23 protein-coding genes are annotated in these 23,536 nt (G+C 41.8%); 19 read left to right on the top strand and 4 right to left on the bottom strand.

Annotated elements, in window-relative coordinates; translation table 11 throughout:
• The first annotated feature begins 5 nt into the window (after positions 1 to 5).
• From fabG to ACZ43M_RS14220, 9 genes are all read left to right on the top strand, one after another.
• Positions 6 to 743: a 3-oxoacyl-ACP reductase FabG gene (gene fabG / locus ACZ43M_RS14260; protein ID WP_464503227.1), complete on the top strand. Its 738-nt coding sequence runs from the start codon at positions 6 to 8 to the stop codon at positions 741 to 743.
• A 101-nt stretch (positions 744 to 844) separates the two neighbouring features.
• Complete coding sequence (locus ACZ43M_RS14255) at positions 845 to 1,621, top strand: NAD-dependent protein deacylase (protein WP_464503226.1); 777 nt, start codon at positions 845 to 847, stop codon at positions 1,619 to 1,621.
• The gene (locus ACZ43M_RS14250) at positions 1,596 to 2,282 is read left to right on the top strand and encodes a DUF429 domain-containing protein (protein ID WP_464503225.1); all 687 of its coding nucleotides are present in this window, start codon (positions 1,596 to 1,598) and stop codon (positions 2,280 to 2,282) included. Before ACZ43M_RS14255 ends, ACZ43M_RS14250 begins: the two co-directional genes overlap by 26 nt.
• A gap of 127 nt (positions 2,283 to 2,409) precedes the next feature.
• On the top strand, positions 2,410 to 2,496 hold the full coding sequence (locus ACZ43M_RS14245) for a putative holin-like toxin (protein ID WP_464508026.1): 87 nt from the start codon (positions 2,410 to 2,412) through the stop codon (positions 2,494 to 2,496).
• A 344-nt stretch (positions 2,497 to 2,840) separates the two neighbouring features.
• Entirely contained in the window at positions 2,841 to 3,644 is an 804-nt protein-coding gene (locus ACZ43M_RS14240; RefSeq protein WP_464503224.1) for a CPBP family glutamic-type intramembrane protease, read from the top strand.
• A 98-nt stretch (positions 3,645 to 3,742) separates the two neighbouring features.
• On the top strand, positions 3,743 to 4,789 hold the full coding sequence (locus tag ACZ43M_RS14235) for a beta-carotene 15,15'-monooxygenase (protein ID WP_464503223.1): 1,047 nt from the start codon (positions 3,743 to 3,745) through the stop codon (positions 4,787 to 4,789).
• A gap of 233 nt (positions 4,790 to 5,022) precedes the next feature.
• Entirely contained in the window at positions 5,023 to 6,873 is a 1,851-nt protein-coding gene (asnB, locus tag ACZ43M_RS14230; RefSeq protein WP_464503222.1) for an asparagine synthase (glutamine-hydrolyzing), read from the top strand.
• Positions 6,874 to 7,048: 175 nt separating this feature from the next.
• Positions 7,049 to 7,228 carry a hypothetical protein gene (locus ACZ43M_RS14225; protein WP_464503221.1) on the top strand — a complete coding sequence of 60 codons (180 nt, stop codon included), beginning with the start codon at positions 7,049 to 7,051 and terminating at the stop codon, positions 7,226 to 7,228.
• An 11-nt stretch (positions 7,229 to 7,239) separates the two neighbouring features.
• Complete coding sequence (locus tag ACZ43M_RS14220) at positions 7,240 to 7,851, top strand: YitT family protein (protein WP_464503220.1); 612 nt, start codon at positions 7,240 to 7,242, stop codon at positions 7,849 to 7,851.
• A 48-nt stretch (positions 7,852 to 7,899) separates the two neighbouring features.
• On the opposite strand, the gene ACZ43M_RS14215 is transcribed toward ACZ43M_RS14220, so the two are convergent.
• Together ACZ43M_RS14215 and ACZ43M_RS14210 are read right to left on the bottom strand one after the other, a co-directional pair.
• The gene (locus ACZ43M_RS14215; RefSeq protein WP_464503219.1) at positions 7,900 to 8,937 is read right to left on the bottom strand and encodes a cytochrome d ubiquinol oxidase subunit II; all 1,038 of its coding nucleotides are present in this window, start codon (positions 8,935 to 8,937) and stop codon (positions 7,900 to 7,902) included.
• A gap of 15 nt (positions 8,938 to 8,952) precedes the next feature.
• Positions 8,953 to 10,314 carry a cytochrome ubiquinol oxidase subunit I gene (locus tag ACZ43M_RS14210; RefSeq protein WP_464503218.1) on the bottom strand — a complete coding sequence of 454 codons (1,362 nt, stop codon included), beginning with the start codon at positions 10,312 to 10,314 and terminating at the stop codon, positions 8,953 to 8,955.
• A 261-nt stretch (positions 10,315 to 10,575) separates the two neighbouring features.
• On the opposite strand from ACZ43M_RS14210, the gene ACZ43M_RS14205 reads away from it, so the two are divergent.
• From ACZ43M_RS14205 to ACZ43M_RS14180, 6 genes are all read left to right on the top strand, one after another.
• Positions 10,576 to 11,448, top strand: a complete 873-nt coding sequence (locus ACZ43M_RS14205; RefSeq protein ID WP_464503217.1) for an ABC transporter permease subunit — start codon at positions 10,576 to 10,578, stop codon at positions 11,446 to 11,448.
• A complete protein-coding gene (locus tag ACZ43M_RS14200; protein ID WP_464503216.1) occupies positions 11,445 to 12,458 on the top strand; it encodes a hypothetical protein in 1,014 nt (337 codons plus the stop codon). Before ACZ43M_RS14205 ends, ACZ43M_RS14200 begins: the two co-directional genes overlap by 4 nt.
• A 28-nt stretch (positions 12,459 to 12,486) precedes the next feature.
• Positions 12,487 to 13,056 carry a sigma-70 family RNA polymerase sigma factor gene (locus ACZ43M_RS14195; RefSeq protein ID WP_464503215.1) on the top strand — a complete coding sequence of 190 codons (570 nt, stop codon included), beginning with the start codon at positions 12,487 to 12,489 and terminating at the stop codon, positions 13,054 to 13,056.
• Positions 13,046 to 13,720: a hypothetical protein gene (locus tag ACZ43M_RS14190; RefSeq protein ID WP_464503214.1), complete on the top strand. Its 675-nt coding sequence runs from the start codon at positions 13,046 to 13,048 to the stop codon at positions 13,718 to 13,720. Before ACZ43M_RS14195 ends, ACZ43M_RS14190 begins: the two co-directional genes overlap by 11 nt.
• Positions 13,721 to 13,750: 30 nt before the next feature.
• Complete coding sequence (locus tag ACZ43M_RS14185; RefSeq protein WP_464503213.1) at positions 13,751 to 14,290, top strand: DUF4352 domain-containing protein; 540 nt, start codon at positions 13,751 to 13,753, stop codon at positions 14,288 to 14,290.
• Positions 14,291 to 14,367: 77 nt separating this feature from the next.
• Positions 14,368 to 15,195, top strand: coding sequence for an alpha/beta fold hydrolase (locus ACZ43M_RS14180; RefSeq protein ID WP_464503212.1), 828 nt, complete (start codon positions 14,368 to 14,370; stop codon positions 15,193 to 15,195).
• 53 nt (positions 15,196 to 15,248) lie between these two features.
• Here ACZ43M_RS14180 and ACZ43M_RS14175 read toward each other — a convergent pair whose 3' ends face one another.
• Entirely contained in the window at positions 15,249 to 16,172 is a 924-nt protein-coding gene (locus ACZ43M_RS14175; RefSeq protein ID WP_464503211.1) for a cell wall hydrolase, read from the bottom strand.
• A gap of 282 nt (positions 16,173 to 16,454) precedes the next feature.
• On the opposite strand from ACZ43M_RS14175, the gene ACZ43M_RS14170 reads away from it, so the two are divergent.
• The 4 genes from ACZ43M_RS14170 to ACZ43M_RS14155 all read left to right on the top strand — a co-directional run bounded on the left by ACZ43M_RS14170 (position 16,455) and on the right by ACZ43M_RS14155 (position 21,568).
• A complete protein-coding gene (locus ACZ43M_RS14170; RefSeq protein WP_464503210.1) occupies positions 16,455 to 17,225 on the top strand; it encodes a TIM barrel protein in 771 nt (256 codons plus the stop codon).
• A gap of 1 nt (position 17,226) precedes the next feature.
• Positions 17,227 to 18,120 carry an NAD(P)-dependent oxidoreductase gene (locus ACZ43M_RS14165; protein WP_464503209.1) on the top strand — a complete coding sequence of 298 codons (894 nt, stop codon included), beginning with the start codon at positions 17,227 to 17,229 and terminating at the stop codon, positions 18,118 to 18,120.
• A gap of 306 nt (positions 18,121 to 18,426) precedes the next feature.
• Entirely contained in the window at positions 18,427 to 19,983 is a 1,557-nt protein-coding gene (locus tag ACZ43M_RS14160) for an AMP-binding protein (protein WP_464503208.1), read from the top strand.
• A gap of 13 nt (positions 19,984 to 19,996) precedes the next feature.
• The gene (locus ACZ43M_RS14155; RefSeq protein WP_464503207.1) at positions 19,997 to 21,568 is read left to right on the top strand and encodes a class I adenylate-forming enzyme family protein; all 1,572 of its coding nucleotides are present in this window, start codon (positions 19,997 to 19,999) and stop codon (positions 21,566 to 21,568) included.
• 46 nt (positions 21,569 to 21,614) lie between these two features.
• On the opposite strand, the gene ACZ43M_RS14150 is transcribed toward ACZ43M_RS14155, so the two are convergent.
• Positions 21,615 to 23,342, bottom strand: coding sequence for a sigma 54-interacting transcriptional regulator (locus ACZ43M_RS14150; RefSeq protein ID WP_464503206.1), 1,728 nt, complete (start codon positions 23,340 to 23,342; stop codon positions 21,615 to 21,617).
• Positions 23,343 to 23,536 lie beyond the last annotated feature (194 nt).

Here is a 23,536-nt window from a genome sequence, read left to right as displayed (position 1 = left end):
TACTTATGAAACTTGAAGGAAAAGTAGCGATTATTACCGGCGGGGCCAATGGAATTGGAAAAATGACGGCCAAGAGATTTTTGCAGGAAGGGGCAAAGGTGGTTATTAGTGATTTAAATGCTGAGGCTGGCAACGCTGCGGTACAACAACTGGAAGCTCTAGGTTCCATCACTTTTATCCAATCTAATGTCGCCGAAACAAACCAGGTTCAAGAACTAGTACAAAAAACGATTGAAACCTATGGAAAAATCGATGTGTTGGTAAACAACGCAGGGATTACCATTGATGGCTTGTTGACAAAGATGGATGAAGAATCATGGGAAAAGGTTATCTCGGTGAATCTGACTGGCGTGTTTAAATGCACAAAAGAAGTTGTTCCCTTCATGATCGAGCAAGGGGCAGGTGTAATCCTTAACGCTTCTTCTGTAGTAGGTGTATATGGAAACATCGGCCAAACCAATTATGCAGCTACGAAAGCAGGTGTGATTGGACTTACAAAAAGCTGGGCAAAGGAAATGGGGCCAAAGGGAATCCGTGTGAATGCAGTGGCACCAGGATTTATCGTCACGGACATGACAGCGAAGGTGCCTCAAAAGATCCTCGATTTGATGGAGTCGAAAACGCCGTTACGACAGCTTGGCCAGCCGGAAGATATCGCCAATGCCTATTTGTTCCTTGCTTCTGATGATGCAAGATATATCAATGGGACAGTCTTAAATGTCGATGGTGGTCTTGTATTATAAAAATACAGCAAACCTGCAGAATGAATCAGTTCTGTAGGTTTTTTATTTAAGAGATAACAATATATACTGAGAGTAAAAAGGAAAACTGGGAGTGTTTCACTATGCTTAGCAACATTGAAACGTGCACAAGCTTACTTGCGAAAGCCAATAACATTGTCGTCCTTTCGGGTGCTGGGATTAGTACTGAATCAGGGATTAAAGATTTCCGTTCCAAATCTGGGATTTATCAACTGGCGCCCGAATATCTTCTTTCTCTTGATTATTTTTATCGGCACCCTAAAGAGTTTTACCAATTTGCCATGGAAAATCTGTATCATCCGGATTCCCTTCCAAATCGCGGGCATGAAATTCTGGCAAAATGGGAAGCCGAGGGAAAGCTAAAGCAAATTATTACGCAAAACATCGATGGCCTCCACCAAAAGGCAGGCTGCCAGCATGTCATTGAGTTCCATGGGACCATGAAAACCGCTTCTTGTTTGCATTGCGGGAGAACATACACGGCTGAGGAAATGGCTTCACGAATGAAAACAATTGAGGATTACTATGTTTGCAACCATTGCAAAACAAAACGGGAGAAGGACCGGTATATCAAGCCGGATGTTGTTTTATTTGGGGATGCAGGCGAGTGGTTTTCAGTCCAGGGATTCAATACGATTCTTCACCATATTGCGGAAGCTGATTGCCTATTGGTCCTGGGTACGAGTCTTAAAGTCACCCCTTTTTCCACCTTTCCGCAATATAGGGAGCAAGGCGTTCCGATGATTATCATTAATAAGGGGGATACACCGTACGATCATCAGGAAGGAACCTATGTTATCCAAGATTCTATTGGTAAGACATTGTGGCAAATGAATGAGCGAATTTATAGAAAGAGTTGATTTTTTCATGAGAGTAATTGGCATTGATTTATCAGGACCAAGTAATCACAAAGATACGGTGATGTCTGTATTTGAAAAACTAGAAGGGCAATTACTATTTATTAAGCTTTTAAGCAACATCAGTGACAGTGATATTTTAAATGAAATTTCAGCTCAAAGTAATCTGGATGAAGTCGCGGTTGGAATTGATGCCCCGTTATCCTATCAGGATGGGGGCGGAGACAGGACCAGTGATAAAGAACTGCGGAAGTATATTGTTTCACTAGGAATGAAGTCCGGTTCCATCATGACTCCGACTATGACGAAAATGGTTTATCTAACTTTACGAGGCATAAGGATTAGCAGAGAAATTGAAAATCTGAAGGCCGTAAATCCTATTTCAATAGTGGAAGTGCATCCTGGTGCAGTCATTGGATCAAGGCTTTCCGAGGAGCATTTTAAGCTTGTATTGAGCTACAAGCAAGATTTGTCTGCGAGAGCTTTTATGAGGAATTGGTTAGGGCAGCAAAATTTGAAGCAGCTTCCTAGTTTTATCGAGGAAGAGAGTCATTATATTGATGCTTGCGCTGCGGCATTGGGGGCCTGGCATTGGAAAGAGTTAAACGCAAAGTGGATTTTTCCAGCTGTTACACCTCTTCACCCTTATGACCTTTGTTGTTAAAAATATTTCTTTTTAAACAAAACATATGTTCTTATTTATCCTATGAAATGGTATACTTAAACTGCAATAGAATTGGAATTCTCGAAGGTGGTTGGTACACTCCCATCAGAAAGGGGGTGATGCCTTAGTGACAGTCTTTCAAGCTTTAATGCTTGCATTATCTTTTGCTAGTTTGATTATTGCGATTCTGTCATTTCATAACCATAAAAAATAATCCACCCATGAGTTAAGCGCGCTCAGGTGGATTATCTCCCATGACCGACCCCCTAAAGGGAATCATCTATTGCAAGACCGGACATGTTACCAGCATGTTCGGACTTTTTTACTATATGCATTCTACTGTTTATTATAACCGATGATCATGAAAAAGAAACTAAATTTCTGCCTCTAACCAGAGGCATTTTGTCATAATGTCAGCAAGGAAAGCATCGGTAGTGTGGAAAAAATAGAGTTGTGTCTTTTTTTATGACTTCCATATGACTTTCACCTGCCAAACTGCACTCCATCTCTGTGACTTTTTTTCCTTATTATCAAACTATCAAGGAAAAGGAGATGGAAATGATGTTCAAAAATTTAAGTTATATAGCGAAGAGTGGAATTTTCACGATTATTGTCATCGCTTTGGCTGGCCTGTTTGCTCAGCTGCCAGGAATCAGCGGCGAAATGTATATGTTATCACCAGTGATTACGGTGTTGATCATGATGCTAATTGTAACCCGTGATGGATACAGAAAAACAGGATGGGCCTCGCTTGGACTTCATAGGCTTGGGGTGAAAAAATGGGGGTTCGCGTTTGTTGTTCCTTTTGTTGTCCATTTGATAGGATACTGTATTCTGTGGATTTCTGGTTTGGGGACGATCACAACTGCTAATCTGCAAGGTGCAAGCCCGGTTGTAGTGATTTTGGCTGCGATTCCAGCATTATTAATCTATACGGTTACCTTTTCAATGTTTGAGGAAGTTGGCTGGCGCGGCTATCTTCTTCCGCATCTGCAGCGCTTGGGGAATGTTCGCGCGCTTCTAATCACTGGGTTCATTCATGGGTGCTGGCATTTACCGCTCATCCTGTTAACCGACCTATACCATGCCGAAGGAAGCCGCTGGCTGGTAATACCGCTATTTATCGTATCATTAACACTTGTTGGGATCTTGATTGGATACGTGCGAATCGTCACAAATAGTGTTTGGCCGGCAGCGTTAATTCATGCAGTGCACAACGTAGTCTGGGCTCGGTTGACTTTATTTACTGAAAGTAAATCGACGTATGCGGAAATTTTGGCTGGTGACACCGGAATCATTCAGTTTATTCTGTATGGAGCGATAGCTGTCTATATTATCAATAAAATAAGGAAAACTAAATGAATCTTTTAAATAGTTAGACTTCACCGAGGTGGGTAGTTTTTACTATTTTAATAGGTAATATATGGTATAATTAAAGAAAAAAGGTAAGGGTGAGTTGAATGGTCTTAAAAAGAACTCTTAACCGAAATATTTTCCTCCTATTGTTTCTGTTTGTGCTGGGAGCAAATTATTCTTTGTACCATACCTCGTTCGGAAATACGGCATTACCCGAAAATACAAACATAATGGTTGTTGCTTCCATGCTTGATTTAGCTTTGATTGCTCCAGTGTTATTTTTGGCTTGGAAACGAAAATTGACCTTGAAGAACCTGATTTTAGGGATCGCGGGCGGCCTAATCTTAGTGCGTTTCCTGATCCCGATGGAGTATTTGGCTCCATTTGAAGCAATAACCTGGGTTGGGTTTGCAATCGAAGGCTGCTTGTTGCTGCTGGAAGTTTCGATTTTGGTTTCGTTATTTATCTATTTGCCGCAAATCGTTCGTTCGGTAAAGGAAAGCTCATTGCCGGTAATATTCTCTTTTTCAAATTCAGTGGAACAGCACGTGAAATCTTATCCGATTATTGGGGTAATTTGCTCAGAGATGCTTACGTTTTACTATGCGTTTGCGTCTTGGAGAAAGAAACCGCCAATCGGTCCCAACCAGTTTACTTTGCATCATAAATCAAGTTTAATCGCGTTTCAAATCATGCTGATTCACGCGACTGTCCTTGAAATGGTCGGCCTCCATTGGCTGTTCCACGACAAGTCCGTGGTGTTATCCATTATTATGCTGGTCCTCAATGTGTATACGGTCATTTTCTTCTTGGGCGATATTCAAGTGGTCCGCGATAATCCGTTGTTGGTGACGGAAGAGAGTATTTACGTTTCACTCGGGTTGATGAAGCGAATGAAAATCAATATGGCTGATATAGAAGAACTTGTAGATGAACCAGAACAATTAAAACAAAAGCGTGGTAAGGATACTATTGAATTCATGGCAAGGGATATGGAAGAAGTCCATCCTGATGTCATTGTAAAATTAAAGAGGCCAGTTGAGGCCACTTTAATTATGGGGATGAAAAGGGAATACTCACAAGTAGCACTTAAGGTCGATGATCCGGTTAGATTTAAACAGGTTTTACGAGAAAAAATAGCAAATATATAATGATGTTTATGAAGCTGCCATGGCTCAAGTCTTTGGCAGCTTTTTTGTATTCAGTATCGGCGGCTTCCATCTAATCAATCTCAATTCGAGATTGATTTTATTCAAAACACATATTGGTTAGATTCTGGGTTCATACATATGATGGAAATCATCTAACGTTATGGTAACCAGTAAGGTTATTTACACTAGTCCGATCAAAAGTTACAATCATCACAAAGAAAGAGGGATGCATCATGTGCGGTATAACAGGATGGGTGGACTGGAAGCAGGATTTGACGAAACAAGAGTCTATCATAAAAAAGATGGCAGAAACATTAAGCAGGCGGGGGCCGGATCAATCTAATATCTGGTGCGCCCCGCAAGTATCTTTCGGCCACAAACGGTTAATTGTCGTGGATCCAGCCGGAGGAATCCAGCCGATGACTAAATCACGTAATGGGCAAAGTTTCACGATGGTTTATAACGGGGAACTTTATAATACGGAGGACCTGCGTAAGGAGTTACTAAAGAGCGGTCATGTCTTTCAGTCACACTCCGATACAGAAGTCTTGTTAACGGCTTATATGGAGTGGGGTGACCAATGCGTAGACCACTTAAATGGCATTTATGCTTTTGCGATTTGGGAGCACCAAAAACAAAAGCTGTATATGGCAAGGGACCGTCTCGGTGTTAAACCACTATTTTATAAAGAAGGAAATGGGTCGCTGTTGTTTGGGTCGGAATTAAAGGCCATCCTTGCCCATCACTCTGTCAAAGCGGAGGTGAATCGAGAAGGACTCCAGGAAATTCTCGGATTGGGACCATCACGAACACCAGGGAATGGCGTGTTCCGCGGAATCAACGAACTTCGCCCAGCCCACGTCCTCATTTATGATAAAAATGGCTTAAAAATTAGACGGTATTGGAATGTCGAAAGCAGAGAGCATGTTCATTCCCTCAAGGAGACGGTTGAACAGGTGAGATACCTAGTCAAGGACGCTGTCGAACGGCAACTGGTTGCTGATGTCCCGGTTTGTACCTTCCTATCAGGCGGCGTCGATTCCAGTGCCATTAGCGCAATTGCCAGCGAATATTTCAAAAAGGAAGGGCGAGGCACACTTCATACGTATTCGATTGATTATGAACGCAACGATGAGTACTTCCAAGCCAATTCGTTTCAGCCTGATCGAGATACTCCATGGATTGAAAAAATGCAGCAGTATTTGGGGTCGATTCATCATTCAGAGGTGATCGAAAACAAAGTTCTCATTGATCGATTAGAGGAGGCTGTTCTTGTCAGGGATTTACCAGGAATGGCAGATGTAGATTCCTCCTTGTTGTGGTTCTGTGAGCGAATTAAACGAGATTATACGGTCTCGCTATCTGGTGAATGTGCCGATGAAATTTTCGGCGGGTACCCGTGGTTTTACCGTGAAGAGCTCCTGCAAAGAGAAGGATTTCCATGGATGCAATCCTTAGAAGCACGGCAGCAGCTGCTCACCACTAAATGGCAAAACAAACTGAACCTGAAGGATTATGCGATGGACCAATATCAAGCGACCCTTCAAGAGGTTCCGAAGCTTGATGGTGAAGCGCCATTGGAATCACGTCGTCGTGAAATGTTTTACCTTAATATGGTTTGGTTTATGACGTCGTTGTTAGAGCGAAAGGATCGCATGAGTATGGGGGCAAGTTTGGAGGTGCGCGTGCCGTTTGCGGATCATCGTCTCGTAGAATATGCCTGGAATATCCCGTGGGATATGAAAATGCTGAATGGCCGGGAGAAGGGGATACTGCGGAAGGCACTCGAGGGCGTGCTTCCTGATGATGTGCTTTACCGGAAAAAGAGCCCGTATCCAAAGACACATAACCCAGAATATACGAATCTCGTTAAGAACAGGTTGAATACCATTCTGGAACAACAGTCATCGCCGATCCTTCAACTATTCTCCAAACAGAAGGTTAAAGAAATTATCGATTCAAACTGCGCCTCGTTCAAAACGCCATGGTTTGGGCAGCTTATGACTGGTCCGCAGCTGCTTGCGTATTTTATTCAACTGAATAGCTGGTTAGAGCAATATCAGATTAATATTCTTGAAGATTAAATTTTTTATTAAAAAAGTGAACCGCCGGAAGCATTGCAAGGGCGGCTCGCTTTTTTTAATAGGACAATCATCCTGATTCACAATGGAATAATTCAACCATAGAAAAAATAGAAATATTAAATAGGTAACATAACATCTACTGTCCCTGCTCAAGCATCTAGAAAGGGGCGATCATTTGAATAGAAATAAAAATGTTCAGATTATCCTATTTCTCCTTGCCTGTTTACTGTTAGTCCTATTGATTAATGTGATTCTCCACGTCAGAATTTACATAGTTTACAGTTCTGGTGTTGGTCCCATTTTCGTCATCGGGCTGATCATTTTTTTGATTATATTGCTGTATTATCACGGTTAATTTAGGTTTATATGACTGAAAAATTGGACAAGGTGATTATTATTTATCGGAGAATCATTGCTACTATAATTGGCAGTTTGTTGTTGGGTATTGGGGTAAACGGGTTTCTTGTTCCGCATCACTTGATTGATGGCGGCATCCTTGGAATTGCTCTCATCCTCCATTATTATTTTGAGTTTCAGACTGGAATGACCATGGTGGCTTTAAGTGTTCCCATTTGTGTCTTTGCATCATTGTATGAAAAGGGATTCTTCTTCAGCAGTTTACAAGGGCTGCTGTTTTCTTCCTTGTTTATTGATTTGCTGGCGCCGCTTCGAAATGAATTTTTTGTTTCTGACCTTGGCAGTGCCATAATCGGCGGCGTCACGATTGGAATCGGCGTCGGATTAATGCTTCGCTATAAGTCCAGTACCGGTGGGACTGACTTACTCGCCAAAATCATCTCAACAAGATTTTCTTTGAATTTGGCGCTGGTTATTATTTTCATTGATGGGCTTATTGTTTTAGCGGGTTTGGCTTTTCTTGAATGGGACAGCTTCGTTTATTCATGTCTAGCAATTACAACTGTTGGGCTAACAACCTTTCTAATAGAAGGACAATCCTTCCACTTTCAAAAAAAATAATTCACCCTTGAAATTATTCGGGTGAATTATTTTTTTAATGCTAAATTTTTATTGCTTTTTTGTTTTTAAGTAATGTTTATCGTGCATAAACAGGCTCCAAAAATAGAAGAACCCAGGGAATAGGATGGCGAAGCCGACAATATACGTAATAAACACCGCATGGAAAGTATTCGGGTCAGTAAACGCGGAATGTATCGTGACATTCGGGTAGATAATGTACGGCAAATGTGCTTTGCCATATACATAGCTAGCTACCAAATACTGTGCTGTCGCGGCAATTACTGTCAGCCGCGGCATCCCTTTGACTCCTTTCGCAAACGGGTTGGGAGTATAAAGACCGATCCCAACTATAAGAAAAAATCCCAGTGATACCAATAAAAGTGACAGGTTATCCATCATTCGATTGTATAACCAAGCAGCCTCATTTTTTAATGTCAGCATGATGAGGAATGCCATCAGCAGCGAAATCGGACCAAGGATTCGGCCGTCACGCAAGTACACGTTATAGGCTTCCATCTCATCAGAAACTTTAGAGTAATCGGCCAGCAGCAAAGACGAGAGGAATAGGCTGCTGGTGATCGCAAAACCAATAAACGCATATTCATTTGGACTAGTAAACAACTTGGCTAAATTTAGCGTGGCGGTTCCATCTGTATAATCAACATAATGTCCGTGTGTAATCGGCAAGACACTAATTAATAGGCCCGGAATGATAATTCCAGTAATCCCGGATATATAGGTTAACGGTTTTTTGTATTCCGGTATTGCATTAGAAAAGACGAGAAAGGCACTTCTAAGAGCCAAAAGCAGCAAAATCATGCTTCCAGGGATGAGCAAAATGGTGCCAAGCATAAAGGTGGCTTTTGGAAAAAGGCTGACTAAGGCGATCACGAGTGCTACGATAAAGGTGTTGGTTACCTCCCATGTTGGAGACAGGTACCGGTTCGCAATGTTTGTCGCGCGCGTCTTTTCATGATTAATGTAAAACATCGACCAAAATCCTGCACCAAAATCCATCGTAGCCATGACCGCATAAATAAATACAAAGCCCCAAAGGACAGTAATTGCAATCAGTGCATCAGGCATCTTGCTTTCCTCCCCCTACGTATTGGAACTATATAGTTCACCATTTTTTTGTTCCGCCCGCTTCAGATCATCCACAACCGTATTTTTCCTGAAGAAATAGAGAAGGACGAAGACAACTGCAGCTGCCAAAATAAGATAGACACCACTAAATAAAATGAACAGGGTACCCAAGCCCTTTGATGTGGTAGCGGCTTCCGCTGTCTTTAAAATTTGGTAAATCACCCATGGCTGCCGGCCGGTACAAGCGAATATCCAGCCAAATTCAATTGCCAAAACCGCAAGCGGTCCTGTCAAAATCAGGATCCACATCAGCCACTTCGGATTATGGCGTTTTTTCAAAATCCGTTTCCATGCTAATACAAAAAGTGGGATTAAGATCAGCAGGGAGCCGATCGCCACCATCCCATTAAAGAGTGTGTGGATAAATAAAGGCGGCCATTCCTCTTCCGGAAAGTCGTGCAGCCCTTTTACGACTGTGTCAAAACTGTTATCTGCTAAAAAGCTTAATGCCCAAGGAATTTCAATGGCCCATTTTACTTCTTCCGTTTCCCGGTCGGTAAACCCGCCAATTGCCAGTGGAGCGTGGGATTGGGTCTCAAACAAGCCTTCTGCCGCCGCCAGTTTTTCCGGCTGATATCGATGCAAATATTGAGCGGATGTATGCCCGCTGATGGCAGTAAGGAACGCAAAGATACAACCAACAATAAGTCCGAGTGTTAAAGCTTTCTGGTGAAAAAGATAAATCCTCGAGCCAACAGTATTTTTCAACATCCTAAAAGAAGCCACTGAGGTGACGACAAATGCCCCGACCACGTAGGCCGAGACGCCGACATGCCAAGCAGAAACATAGAAGCTGGGATTAAAAAAGGCATCCCATGGATTAATATCATAGAATTTCCCATTCTCATAACGGAACCCTGCTGGCGTCCCTTGAAAGGCATGGACATTGGTAATCAACACAGCCGATGCAAGGGCACCGAGTGCAACCAGCACCAAACTCACGATTCGCAGCCAGGGTGGAATTCTCTCAGCTGCATATACATAGATGGACATAAACAGTGCTTCCACAAAAAAAGCATAAATTTCAATCTGGAATGGCAGCGGCATGACCATGCCAATTACTTCCATAAAACCTGGCCATAGAAGGGATAATTGCACCCCGGCAATCGTCCCAGTAGGAATTCCAACACCAAGCAGCACGGCAAAGGTCTTCGTCCATCGCTTGGCCATGACAACATAATCCTGATCTTTGGTTCTTTGGTACATCAGTTCTGCCGTTAAAATCATGAAAGGCAATCCCACACCGATTGTGGCAAATATGATGTGAAATGCCATCGTAGTCCCAAAGAGGGAACGGGCAATAAGGATATCATCCATTACATAACCTGTCCTTTCGAGGAAATCCATTGATCGTACATTAACTAGAATCGAATTAGTTTTTCCCTTCCATCTCTTGAAATATTCTCCATAAAGTAAGTGTAAATTCATAAGTGAGTTATGTCGGTAATAAAAAGCTTTGCAGGGAAGTGTTCTAAAAAGCTTTTTTGTATATTTTGTGAAAAAAGTGAACAAAAATTTTGTTGGCTGTCGTCTAATTCCATAAATACCAAAATTGTGAAACAACAGAGGTGATGACATATGAAACAGTTATTAAAGCTGCCAGTTCGGCTTGTTCTGATGTTAGCCGGATTCATTTTAATGATGAATCTGCCGATTTTAACGTTCGGAACAAAAATTGTTAATTTCAATTTCCAGTTCTTTTGGGAGGCTGTACTTAAAGACTTTCAATACTTGCTCCATATTGGAGATAGTAACAACTTTGAAGTGCTACAACAGCTAAATCTGGTCGAAGGTTATCGCTATTCTATGACTGTGCTGACACTTTGTCTCCTGGTTGTCATTTTTGCAGGGCTCCTGGCAGCATTTTGCGTGTTGATTGCTCCAAGAAAAATTAGAAACGTCATCAAAAAAGGGTTCAATTTGATTGAGGGAATCCCTGATTTACTCGTCATTTTTCTGTTTATGTTTTTTGTCATTACGCTATATCAAAAGACGGGGTTGAAGTTTTTGCAGCTTTATGGGGTGTTTGGTCATCGGCCATATTTCGTTCCGACGTTTACCATTTCATTTCTTCCGACACTTTTATTTGTCCAGTTTCTAACAAAAGTCCTCGAGGAGGAAGAGAGTAAAATTTATGTGTTATTTGGAAGGGCCAAAGGGGTAGGCAGGATCAAACTACTTTTCTTTCATCTTGTTCCGAATATTCTCCCGCTAATGGTTTTTCAACTGCGAACGAGTATCTGGATTATTCTATCGAATATTTATTTAATCGAATATATGTTTAATATCCCAGGGTTTACAAAAGCTTTTGATTTTCTGCTTTTTCGAGGTGGAAATATTGCTGCACTTGTCCTATGTTTGTTGTTATTTACATTGCCCTTGCTATTGATTGAAGCATTGGGATTTGTACTGTCGAAGAAAATCGCCGGAAAGGAGAAGTTCACGATATGATAGGATATAAGAAAACCATCATCGGGTCTGCTGTTCTGCTGCTTTTATTAGTTGCAAGTTTCTTGTACCCCGTCTATGGGCCGGCTGATTTTAATGAACAAATCTTTGTGAAGGATGAAATGGGGAATATCATCGAAAAAGCTCCTTTTCCACCATCGGAGAAACATATCCTCGGTACTGACCGAAATGGGCAGGATATGCATCTTTTATTCTTGTACGGCGCCAAGTTTACGCTGATTATAGCGTTTGTTGTCTCACTCCTAAGAGTCTTGATTGGCGGAGTTTTTGGTCTGTTCCTGTCCTTATGGGCACCATACATAATAAACTACTTTAAGGATTTTTTTATGACGATAAGATATATTCCAACGATATTTTTAGGGATTGTCTTAATGTGGCCAGTCATAGGCGTTGTACATGAGTTACCCATCTCTTCTATCGTTTCTTTTCAAGTTTTAATGTTGGTGTTTATTGGCATTCCAACGGTTACGATTTTTACAACTGATATAGCCAATCAATTATTAGCACAATCATTTGTGCAATGTTCGTATTTAATGGGGGCAAGTAAATTTCATATTATAAGAAAACAATTGATGCCTTATATTCGTTCTTACGGGATTTTATTATTTGTTCAGCAGCTATTAAGCACCTTGCAGATTACGATGCATCTGGGGATTTTTAGCGTATTCCTTGGCGGCCAGGCGGAAGGGACGATTTTTGGCTTTCTTGAGCCTCCGAAAGCGGCCTCTTTATCAAATGAATGGGCGGGCTTGATTGCGCAGAATTTGTTCGACTTTAGCGTTGCTCCTTGGACCATTTTTGTGCCGATTTTTGGATTTTTCATCGTCATTTTTATCGTAAATATGATAAAAAAAGAGCTTGAAGAGAATATGCAGGGTGAGCTGCAATGGAGAAAATCCCGCAAGGAGAAACAGGCAGCGACAAAAGAAAGTATTGTAAATGTTCAAGGTGGATTTGAATTGGTTAACAAGAATCATACCGGGGGCTATTAAAAATAGATAAATAGAAAAGGGGAGCAGGATGAAGCTAAATAAACCAAAAGACCCTCAACACGTGGACATCTCAGGCATTAATAAAGAGACCCTCTTAGAGGAGCTTATTGAAACCTATGGAAATAAGGTTTTGAAGCTTGCCTATACCTATGTGAAAGATCAAAAGGTCGCAGAAGATATTACCCAAGAGGTGTTTATCAAATGCTTTCAAAATTGGGGGGAATTTCGCGGAGACGCATCTGTTAAAACGTGGCTATACTCAATCACGATTAATACGTGTAAAGACTACTTAAAAAGCTGGTCGTTTCGTAATCTGCTATTTCATGATTTTACCCCGAAGCAAAAAGACTTGAAGGATCATGTATTGGAAAATGTTTTGGAACGCTCTCAGAAAAAAGAATTAGCAGCTGCCGTTCTCTCACTGCCAGTAAAATATCGAGAGGTTATAATTCTCTTTTATTATGAAAATTACAGAGTAGAGGAAATCTCCGCATTTATAAAAGAAAATGTAAACACGATTCGGACCCGATTAAAAAGAGGAAGGGAACTATTATATAAAAAGTTGGGAAAAGAAACGAGGGATGAACGTGAACGATGATCTTCGATTCCTAAAGGAAAGTCTTGATGATACAGTTTTTAAGGATATGGAATTATCGAAATCACTGAAAAAGAAAATCGTCAAGAAAGCAACTGCTCCTTCACGATTTTCACGGTACCGGCCAAAATTTGCTTATGTAACCAGCCTTGTACTGGCGGCGAGCCTCCTGCTCATTTTAGGTGTGAGTTTCATCCCAAAGGACACTAGTCGTGGGAGCGAGCCAAGTATTCGGGAGCAGCAGGTTGCTATTATTCACTTTCAGAATGATATCGTACGGCTAGCAAAGAATCAGCAGCTTTCCGAAAGTGCCTTTTTATCGTCAGTTAGGGCTAATAAACCATTAGAGCAATTAGAATCGCAGAGAAGCCAAGTAATAGAGGATGGTGAAACCATCATAGAGGGGCTTGGAAAAATCCATATACCTAGCGAATTGTCTTCCTATCAAAGTGAGTTGAATCAAAGTCTACTTTCATTGGCAAAGGCTTATCAACAGAAAAATACCTACTATAAAGAATTGGATTTAACAACTGCTCCAAGTATTTCTATGTATTATCTGCCAATCGAGCCATTTGTTCAGTTTGAAGAAAGTATTGGAAAAGTGTACGAGGACATTGGCTTGCTGCGGCCAACCTTCCAAATGCTTTTATTTTTTGTGATGGAGTAAACCTAACGAGTGAGGAAGCGGGGTACGTAAATGATCAAAAAGTATTGGGGATTGTTTTTCGTTGTATTAATAGCAACTATATTGTCAGTGGGATGTACGCAAGAGAAGTCTGCCGAAAAACCAGATACAGTTCCTGCGAGTAAAGAAGAAACATCCGATCCGCCAAAGACAAAACCTAAAGGGCATGCCATTGGTGAGGAAATTAATTTGCAAAATTGGATTCTGCTAACGGTAACAAATGTTGAAAAATCAAGGGGCGATGAAAAGTCTAAGCCTAGAGGCGGCAGTGAATATATTATCGTTTCAGTTAAAATAGAAAATATCGGGGATCATGACTTTCGATATAATCCCTATTCCTTCGCTTTAGTTAATAACAAAGGACAGACTTTTGATGAAGATGTAGCAGCTACCATCGACTTGGACACCTATTTAGGTCAGGGAGATTTGAAAAAAGGCGAAAATGTTACCGGGACTATTACCTTCCAGCGGCCAATCAGTGAAACGGGCCTCCAAGTATTTTTTCAATCGGGCTATGCTGATTTGCCAACTGCCAAGATTGATTTACCATGATAAAAGTGCCATTCACCGCCCCATTTTAGGACTTGTCGAATTTTAAAATAATCCATTTTATTAAGAGGAGACTCTCAATGCTGAAAAAAACATTTAGTTTAAATAATCAAACTGTATCCTATCTGGACGAAGGTCCTAAAGATGCCCCGCCAGTTCTATTGATTCACGGGGTTCCAGAATCGAGTATGCTATGGAAGCATTTAATCCCTGAAATTGTGTCATTAGGATTTCGAGCAATTGCACCTGACCTTCCTGGGTTTGGCCAAAGTGATCGTTTTCCTTATGAATCCACATGGGAGAATTATTTAACTTTTATTGATGACTTTTTAGCAACCTTAGAACTGAAAAAAATCCATCTTGTGGTTCATGACTGGGGCGGTTTGATTGGGTTACGCTGGGCTTGCGATCATACTGCCAAAGTAGAAAGCCTAATCATAAGTGATACACAGTTGCTACCTGGGTATAAGTGGCATCCGCTTGCCCAAAAATGGCGTACGCCAGACTTAGGGGAAAAAGTGGTCGAAGCGATGGCGAATAAGGAAGCATGGATGGCGAATATGAAACAGGAGATTCCTTCGGTTGAGGTTGTAATTTTGGAAGATTTTTATTCCATTTTTGAAACGGACGAAACAAGGAAGGTAATTCTGGAACTGTACCGTTCTGCTAATCGACAATTAATCGAACCATATCAAAAGCTGGCGGAAATCAAGAATCCAGTTACAATATTGTGGGGCGAAAATGACCCATACATTTCAACAGAGTTTGCTTATAAAACTCGTGAGGTACAGTTTCCGCATGCAAAGGTTGGAATCATTCCTGATACAGGTCATTTTATTCATGTTGAAGCGCCTGAAAAGGTCATACCTTATGTGAAAGAGCATTTTGCAGTAATTTTAAAAAAATAAAAAAAGCGTACCTAGACTGTTTTCATCGTCTGGTACGCTTTTTTTCATCGCATTTATTTCGCAAAAACGTGATTCCCAATTGTTTCTACTGCATCACGAGTGCGAATCCAGTTATCGGTTGCAATTTCTGGGTTATAGAAATAAATGGAATTGTCCAACGTATCTTCTCTTTTTAAAGCTTCTTCAACTGCTTTCTTTGATTCTTCAGATGCCGGTTTATTAATTTCCCCGTTCTGTACCGGTGAAAAAGCATACGCCTTTCCGACTTTTTCTTTAATTACCTCGGTAACACTATCAGGGAATTCAGGAGAGTCTACACGATTTAAAACGACGGTTGCCACCGCCACTTTGCCTTCATATGGCTCACCTTTTGCCTCTGCTTCCACTAATCTGGCAAATAGATCCTTTTCAGATTGTGAAATCGAAACTGCAGGTGCTGCAGGTTGTTGTGTTGGAACTTCAGCTTTTGGTTCAACTGGTTGAACATCAGTTTCAGCTGCTCGCTGCGCAGCAGTTTCAACAGGTTCGATCTCCTGACTTGCTCCTACCTCTGTTGCTTCGGTTGGCTGTGAAGCAGTTTCTTCTGTTTTGGCCATATCTACAACAGTCTCATCAGATTCTGTCGGAGCATTTGTTTTAGCCGCAGTTTCCGTTGCAACATTGGCTGCTGTTACAGTTTTTGAGTTATCCGCCAATAATCCAACAACTGTAACAGCGGCTTTTATCACTGGTTTCGACGGTACAATCGTATTCTCTTGCGGCGCTACGATATTACTAACGGACTGGATTGTCGTGTTTATGACATTATCCGCTTGTCCATCTTGATTGTTAAAAGTTAAACCTTTTGGTTGATTGAGCAACTGTAGGGTTTCTTTATGTTGAATCGCCTTTTGCGTGATAGCTTCGGCATGATTTTGCATACTGATTGACATTGTAGCTGCACAAGCTACAACGAAGGATTTCATGATGATGTTCATGTGCGCTACCTCCTATAAAAAATCTCATGTATATACCCTAACATGTTTATTTCATCTAAATACAGAACACCAAGGTTACATTTCATTTAAAATAGATGAACAAAATGACAGAAAAAGAATAAATATGACAGTATTCCTAGAGAATTGTCATAATCTAGGTAATCATGTGAAACAGTGGATAATTTTGGCTGAAATTTGCTATTTTGCCTTTGATGATTCTGTATATTTTAGTAGAATAAAATTAAAGTTTGAAAATTCAGCACTCTTTTAATGGAGGATGATATGAATAAATTCGCTGTGAATCTTTCTACTATATTTACAGAAGTTCCATTTTTGGAACGGTTCAGGAAGGCGGGGGAATGTGGATTTTCCTTCGTGGAATGTCAATTGCCTTATAATCATTCAATAGAAGAAATACAGTTGGAACTAATGCAGAATCATCTATCAATGGTGTTATTAAATTTGCCTGCGGGAAATTGGGAAGGAGGAGATCGCGGGTTAGCAGTTGATCCTAATCGGGTGGAAGAGTTTAGAAAGTCGGTCTTTGAAGGGATAAAATATGCCACAGCATTGAAAGTACAGAGAATCCATTGCATGGCGGGTATTATATCTGAAGCAGATTCTAAAGGTGCAAGGGAAATTTACGTAAAAAACCTTCATTTTGCTGGTACCGAAATGGCTAAACACGGAATAACACTTTTGATTGAGCCAATTAACCCATACGACATGCCAGGATACTTTCTACATAATATTCTTCAGGCAAAAGCCATTCTGGAAAAAGTAGGATTGCACAATGTGAAGCTGCAATTTGATTTTTACCATATGGAACGAATCCATGGAAATTCGCTTGATATTTTCAAACAATATGCTGATGTAATCGGACATGTTCAAATAGTGGATGTCCCCGGCCGGCACCAGCCTGGCATTGGCAAAATGGATTATGGGGCAATTTTTCAATATTTAAATGATACATATGAAGGTTATATTGGATTGGAATATACACCAAAGGGAAAAAGCGAAGATAGTTTTGGCTGGCTGAGAGGGGAGAAATAAAGTGAACATCGGATTTATTGGCACAGGTGTGATGGGCTCTAGAATGGTTAAACGGCTTCTTGATCATGGATATCAAGTTCATGTTTACAATCGGACTGCAGCAAAGGTCAAAATACTCAGGGAATATGGCGCATTTTCTGAAGAATGTATTGCATCCCTGGCCCAAAACTGTGATGTGATTTGTACTTGTCTATCAATGCCAGAGGATGTTTTAGAGGTATACGAGGGAGAAAATGGGATTATGGGGAATGCCCGCCCTGGGACTATTTGCATTGATTTGACAACGGTTGGAGCAGATACAAGCAAAACAATTTTTAAAAAAGCGGCTGAAAAAGGGATATCGTATCTTGATGCTCCTGTGAGCGGCGGACCGGAAGGGGCAGAAACAGGGACCTTAACGATTATGGTCGGTGGTGAGAAGGAAGTATTCGAAACAGTTTCCTCTATATTAAGCGTTCTAGGCGAGAATGTTGAATATCTTGGTTCATCTGGAGCAGGAAGCATTGCCAAGCTCATCAATCAATATCTTGTTGCTGTTCATTCGCTGGCTGCTTCTGAAGCCATGGTTGCGGGAGCAGCCTATGGGTTGGAATCCCAACAGTTGTTCAACATCTTAAAAGTCAGTTACGGGGACAGTCGAATTTTAAGAAGGCACATGGAGCAATACGTTTTCGACCGCAACTTTCAGCCTGGCGGGGCGGTGAAATATGTCTTGAAAGATGTTCGTTTGGCCAATCAGCTTTTACAAGGAGCAGGGATAGACACATTTACCGGGCAACTTGCTGAACAGGCTTTTTCTGATGCAGCTACAAAGGGGCTTAATGATTTAGATATGTCAGCCGTGATTCAGCCATTGGAAGAGCAATGCGGGGTTGTTGTGAAGAAAAAATTATGAAATGTGTAAGCTTGCTTTAATTCTCAAAAAGAGGACCTATTGTCCATTTATATGGACCGGATTAATAAGTGCTGGAGCTATCCGATGTTTGGATTCTCCAGCTTTTTTTTATTGTCAAGAAACCGGTACAGTTGTCTCCATTTATTAACAACTGTACCGTACAATAATCAACACACTAAATACCCAAACAGCATAATGACAATTTCCTCATGGATGGTACAAATCTTGCATCCGATAGGGTAGAGCTCTAAACGGGGAGACTTCCCAATCCCGAGCTACACAATCTATAAAGGAGGAATTGAATCAGTGAACGAAATTACAGCCTTAAATCGAGTTGCCGTTGGCGATATTATTCGGAGGACGGCGGCAAAGCTGCCGAATAAAACCGCAGTTGTCTCCGGAGAAAAACGAATCAGTTACAAGGAATTTAACGAGGATTGCAACCGCTTTGCTCATTACCTGCTGGACCTGGGTCTTCAAAAAGGTGACACCGTTGCGACCATCTGCGGGAATTCGTGGCAATTCTTGACCGCGATATTCGGCATTGCCAAAGCCGGACTCATTTGGGTGCCAATGAATCCAGGTGTGTCTTTTAATGAAAAGGCTTACATTTTGTCGGAGGTCCAAGCAAAAGTTCTTCTATGTGATGAAGTATTTTTACAAGGCAAAAAAGAAGAGTTCTCCAGTATTTGTCCTGAGTTATTGATCATTGGTGAAGGGGCATCTGAAGCAGAAAAATTCGAGAATACGCTGCTGCACCGGGAGACTGACGAACCTGAGGTGGATGTCGCAGACCGGGACATTGCGCAAATCATGTTCACCAGCGGTACAACTGGCACACCGAAGGGTGTACTGATCAATCACCAGGCTGTATTCATCGCGAGTCTTGCCAATATTATCGAGGCTGGGATGGCAAAAGAAGACATTGCTACCCTGATGATGCCAGTATTTCACTGTGCTCAGCACACGCTTGTCACTTCCTTCTTCCACCTTGGCGCGACACTGGTCATTATTCCAGGATTTGAACCAGAGTCATTCATGAAAATTGTTGAGAAGGAAAAAATCACTTGGATGTTTGGATTGCCGATCATGTACCGCGCGTTTCTCTATCACCCCAATTTTAACAAGTATGATTTATCCAGCTTAAGCTACTGCTTATACGCGATGGCCCCGATGGACCGGAACACACTGGAAAAAGGCATCAACGAACTTGGCTGTAAATTTAGTCTTGGTTCCGGTCAAACAGAAATGTATCCGGCCACTTGTGTGTTCAAGCCGGAGGATCAGCTTCGAAAGTCCGGGCCATACTGGGGTTCTGCATCTTTAATTACCGATATCGGAATTATGGATGATAACGGGAACCTGCTTGGCAAAAACGAAGTCGGGGAAATCGTTCACCGCGGGCCGAATGTGATGGCGGGCTATCTGAATAACCCCGAAGAAACAAAGCGGGCTAGACAGTTCGGCTGGCATCATACCGGTGATTTAGGCTATATCGACGATGAGGGGCTGCTACTGTTTGTTGATCGGAAAAAGGATATGATCAAAACTGGTGGAGAAAATGTCGCGTCCATTCAAGTGGAACAGGCCCTGCTTTCCCATCCAAAAATTTTAAATGCAGTAGCTGTCGGGCTCCCGCATGAGCGCTGGATTGAGGCAATTACCGCATTTGTCTTGTTAAAGCCAGGTGAGCAAGCGACGAAGGAGGAAATCATTCAACACTGCAAAGGGCATCTTGGCGCCTTCCAAGTACCGAAGGAAGTGGTGATTGTCGAGGAGCTTCCAATGACCACTACTGGAAAAATACAAAAGCATGTGCTGAGAAAAAATTATCAACATCTTTATTCCAATAACCCGGTTTAGGAAGGTGACTGCCATGCAGGACTGGATTGTTCATAAACTATTAGCCCATGCCGCTGCTAAACATCCCGACAAGCCATTTTTACTCTGTGAGGGAAAGAGTGTCACCTTTAAGGAGCTGGATGAAATTACGGATTGTTTAGCTTCCGGCCTTCTCCAACAGGGGTTTGCCAAGGGGGATACGCTGGCGATTTTGGCATTGAATCAATTGGAATGGCTCTATACTTACTTTGCGGCAACAAAAATCGGTGTCGGGGTGGTAGCTCTGAATGCCCGCTACCGCGAGAGTGAATTGAAGTATATGCTTAATAACTCCAAAGCAAAAGGAATTGTTTCCATCTCTAATTATCATGGCTTTGATTTTCCCCAATTTTTCGAGGGGTTTCAAGAGAAGCTGCCGACGGTGGAAACCTATATATTCATCGGGAATGGATTTCCTGGAAGCGTACCATTTGAGAGTTTATTGCGAAGTCCCATTGACATTGTGAAACTCTCCGACTGCAAAAAAGCAGTAATAGAGGATGATACCGCCATTGTTATCTACACCTCTGGGACGACGGGTAAGCCAAAGGGAACGATGATTACAAATCGGAGTATCCTCGAATCGGCGAGGGCTCAGGCAAATCATTTAGCGATTGGAGAGAATGATTGTACGGTGGGCAGTCTTCCGCTAAACCACGTCGGCGGAATTACCTGTGCGGTGCATGCGCTGCTTTACAGCTTTGGCAGTATTGTATTGGTTCCTGAATTTATTCCGGAAAAAGTCCTGCAGATTATCGACGAAGTGAAGCCGACTATTTTTGGCGGTGTTCCAACGATGTATCTAATGCTATTAGGACATAGCAATAGAAAAAATTATGATTTAAGCTCATTGAAAATCTGCATCGTCGGCGGGTCCAATGTGGAACCGGAACTATGTGAAATGATTGGCACCCATATCCCGGATGCACCCATAATAAATCTATATGGATTAAGTGAATCATCAGGCGCCTGTATTCTGACAAAACTGACTGACCCGATTGAAAAAGTTCAGCAGAGTATTGGCGTAGCTATTGGGGATTTCAAGGTCAAGGTCGTTGATGCTGAACGGAATGAATTGCCGGTAGGGGAAATCGGGGAATTGGCAGTGAAAGGCTCTTGTAATGCAAAAGGGTATTTAGGATTAGAGGAGGAGACAAAAATTACGTTTGATGAGGACGGCTGGCTTTATACCGGAGACATCGCTTATCTGGACCACAATGGATATGTCTACTACAAAGGCAGGAAAAAGGAGATGTATATCCAAGGTGGTTATAATGTGTACCCTGTTGAGGTGGAAAACGTCCTGTCGGCCCATCCAAAGGTAGCCTATGCTGCCGGCATTGGGGTTCCGGATTCATTTCTTGGCGAAGTCGGCCGCTATTACATTATTTTAAGAGAAGGGGCTGCCATGACGGAGGAAGAAATTCTCTCCTATTGTCACCAGCATCTCGCGGATTATAAGGTTCCAAAACAAATCGCCTTTGTCACGGAGCTGCCGCAGACCCCTGCCGGGAAAATTCAAAAATCGGTCCTCAAGCAGCAATATTTGGAACAGCTACAAAGGTAAATAAAGAATCAGCCGGAGTCATGTATGACGCCAGGCTGATTCTTTTTTAAGTAGAGGTGAACTTTAATTGTAACTCCTCTTTAATTTCATACTTTTTCAATTTTTGATAAAGCGAAGTGCGGCTGATGCCAAGAATTTCCGCGGCTTTTGTCCGGTTTCCTTTACTTTGGGTTAGGGCTTGAAGGATGATTTGTTTTTCGGTCTGATGAATGGATTTTCTGCGGTTTAAGGTTGGGCTTGGCTCTTCCTCTTTCGGGATGGAATAAGGTTCTGGTGTGTGTAGCAGAGTCATGGAGTCTGGCAAATGCTCCGTTTCAATCCAGTTGGATGAACTGTAATGGAAGGCTCGTTCCAACACATTTTCGAGTTGCCTGATATTGCCGGGCCAATGGTATTGCTGGAACCAATTCAAGACATCTTTGGAAACGCCGGATACCTTTTTAGTCGATTTCTTATTGAATTTGTGGATGAAGTGATTGCACAATAACGGGATATCATCCAAACGCTCCCGTAATGGCGGAATGTGCAGGTGAATGACATGAATCCGGTAATATAAATCTTCGCGAAATTGTCCGTTTTGGACGAGGTCTGCCAGGTCTTTATTGGTTGCTGCGATAATGCGGACATTGACTTTCGTTGTTTTCGTAGCCCCAATTCTTTCAAACTCTTGATCCTGGAGGACCCTTAATAGCTTGACTTGAAGGGAAAGCGGCATATCGCCGATTTCATCGAGGAACAGGGTTCCATTGTCCGCTAATTCAAATTTGCCAGGCTTGCCGCCCTTTTTCGCACCGGTAAAAGCTCCATCGGCATAACCGAAAAATTCCGATTCCAACAGTTCTTCAGGGATGGCGCCGCAGTTAATTTTTATAAAGGCACCTTTTCGTTCTGATATAAGATGAATTCCTTCGGCGATCAGTTCCTTTCCGGTTCCGCTTTCGCCGGTGATAAGCACATTTGATAGGGATTTGGCGGCAATTGCGGCCTCATGCTTGAAGGACTCCATCCTTGAATTAATCGAGACGACATGGGAGAAAGGCTTTTCATCCTTGGCAATCCGATACAGTTCTCCGCGATATTCGTTAATATCACGAAGCACGACCATAGCACCCGTCATTTTTTGTAAAACCTTAATTGGAATAAACGTGGCTATTACGGTTAGTTGATTAAAGTTGATACGCTTCAGTTCCTGAGTTTCTCCTGTATTCATAGCTTGGATCAGCCATCTTCTGAATGGAGGAAGAAACAAGTCAATCGGTGCAGATAATAATTGCTTGCCATTTAATTGGAGGAGATTTAAGGCTGTTTTATTAAAGGTTGTAATTCGTAAATGGTCATCGACAGAAATGACTGCATCCTGCAGGTTTTCCATCAAAAGGTTCATTCGATTCAAAGCATCCTCCAAGGCGGTCATATGAGAGTTGACCAAATCGGACTTTGACATGATGCCATAAACTTCTTGTTGGTTATCAAGGACAATTGCCTGACTGACATTCCCTTTGATCATGATATCTCTAGCTTCTAGTAACGTTTGATCCTTATTAATTGTGATAACGCTTTCATTTATTAACGGCTTAATCGGGGCATTCAGTGGCAGGTCCTGCAGCAGTGCCCGATAGACTGAATGTTTATGTAGTATTCCAACAAGCCTTTTGTTATTCGTAATGCAGCCAATATCGACCCGATTTTCCAAAAAGGCTTGAATCGCATCGCGAATCGAACTATCAACGGATAAATTAACAAAATTTACGGTAGTGAAATTACGAACCTTCAAATATCCCCACCTCAGTTTTCTAAATATTTCCACAATTCTTATTATAGCGGGCTTTTCCAATCATGACAACTGCAGACCTGTAAACTTCTGTAAACAACTGTTCACTTTTATGTTCAGGGTGTTTATTTTTACGCGTGTAATTGACCATTTTTAAAAGAAGGATCTTTGGCACGGTTTTTGCATTATACAAAACT

The sequence above is a fragment of the Neobacillus sp. B24 genome (genome assembly GCF_055381825.1).
The sequence above is the reverse complement of the archived record's forward strand: the minus strand, read 5'-3'. Positions and strand labels throughout refer to the sequence as shown.

Coding starts and splice junctions, on each gene's coding strand:
- ACZ43M_RS14175 (WP_464503211.1), bottom strand. CDS start 16,172: ATGAACATCATCATGAAATCCTTCGTTGTAGCTTGTGCAGCTACAATG.
- ACZ43M_RS14255 (WP_464503226.1), top strand. CDS start 845: ATGCTTAGCAACATTGAAACGTGCACAAGCTTACTTGCGAAAGCCAAT.
- ACZ43M_RS14180 (WP_464503212.1), top strand. CDS start 14,368: ATGCTGAAAAAAACATTTAGTTTAAATAATCAAACTGTATCCTATCTG.
- ACZ43M_RS14155 (WP_464503207.1), top strand. CDS start 19,997: ATGCAGGACTGGATTGTTCATAAACTATTAGCCCATGCCGCTGCTAAA.
- ACZ43M_RS14195 (WP_464503215.1), top strand. CDS start 12,487: ATGAAGCTAAATAAACCAAAAGACCCTCAACACGTGGACATCTCAGGC.
- ACZ43M_RS14210 (WP_464503218.1), bottom strand. CDS start 10,314: ATGGATGATATCCTTATTGCCCGTTCCCTCTTTGGGACTACGATGGCA.
- ACZ43M_RS14235 (WP_464503223.1), top strand. CDS start 3,743: ATGGTCTTAAAAAGAACTCTTAACCGAAATATTTTCCTCCTATTGTTT.
- ACZ43M_RS14200 (WP_464503216.1), top strand. CDS start 11,445: ATGATAGGATATAAGAAAACCATCATCGGGTCTGCTGTTCTGCTGCTT.
- ACZ43M_RS14240 (WP_464503224.1), top strand. CDS start 2,841: ATGATGTTCAAAAATTTAAGTTATATAGCGAAGAGTGGAATTTTCACG.
- ACZ43M_RS14250 (WP_464503225.1), top strand. CDS start 1,596: ATGAGCGAATTTATAGAAAGAGTTGATTTTTTCATGAGAGTAATTGGC.
- asnB (WP_464503222.1), top strand. CDS start 5,023: ATGTGCGGTATAACAGGATGGGTGGACTGGAAGCAGGATTTGACGAAA.
- ACZ43M_RS14185 (WP_464503213.1), top strand. CDS start 13,751: ATGATCAAAAAGTATTGGGGATTGTTTTTCGTTGTATTAATAGCAACT.
- ACZ43M_RS14170 (WP_464503210.1), top strand. CDS start 16,455: ATGAATAAATTCGCTGTGAATCTTTCTACTATATTTACAGAAGTTCCA.
- fabG (WP_464503227.1), top strand. CDS start 6: ATGAAACTTGAAGGAAAAGTAGCGATTATTACCGGCGGGGCCAATGGA.
- ACZ43M_RS14215 (WP_464503219.1), bottom strand. CDS start 8,937: ATGCCTGATGCACTGATTGCAATTACTGTCCTTTGGGGCTTTGTATTT.
- ACZ43M_RS14205 (WP_464503217.1), top strand. CDS start 10,576: ATGAAACAGTTATTAAAGCTGCCAGTTCGGCTTGTTCTGATGTTAGCC.
- ACZ43M_RS14220 (WP_464503220.1), top strand. CDS start 7,240: ATGACTGAAAAATTGGACAAGGTGATTATTATTTATCGGAGAATCATT.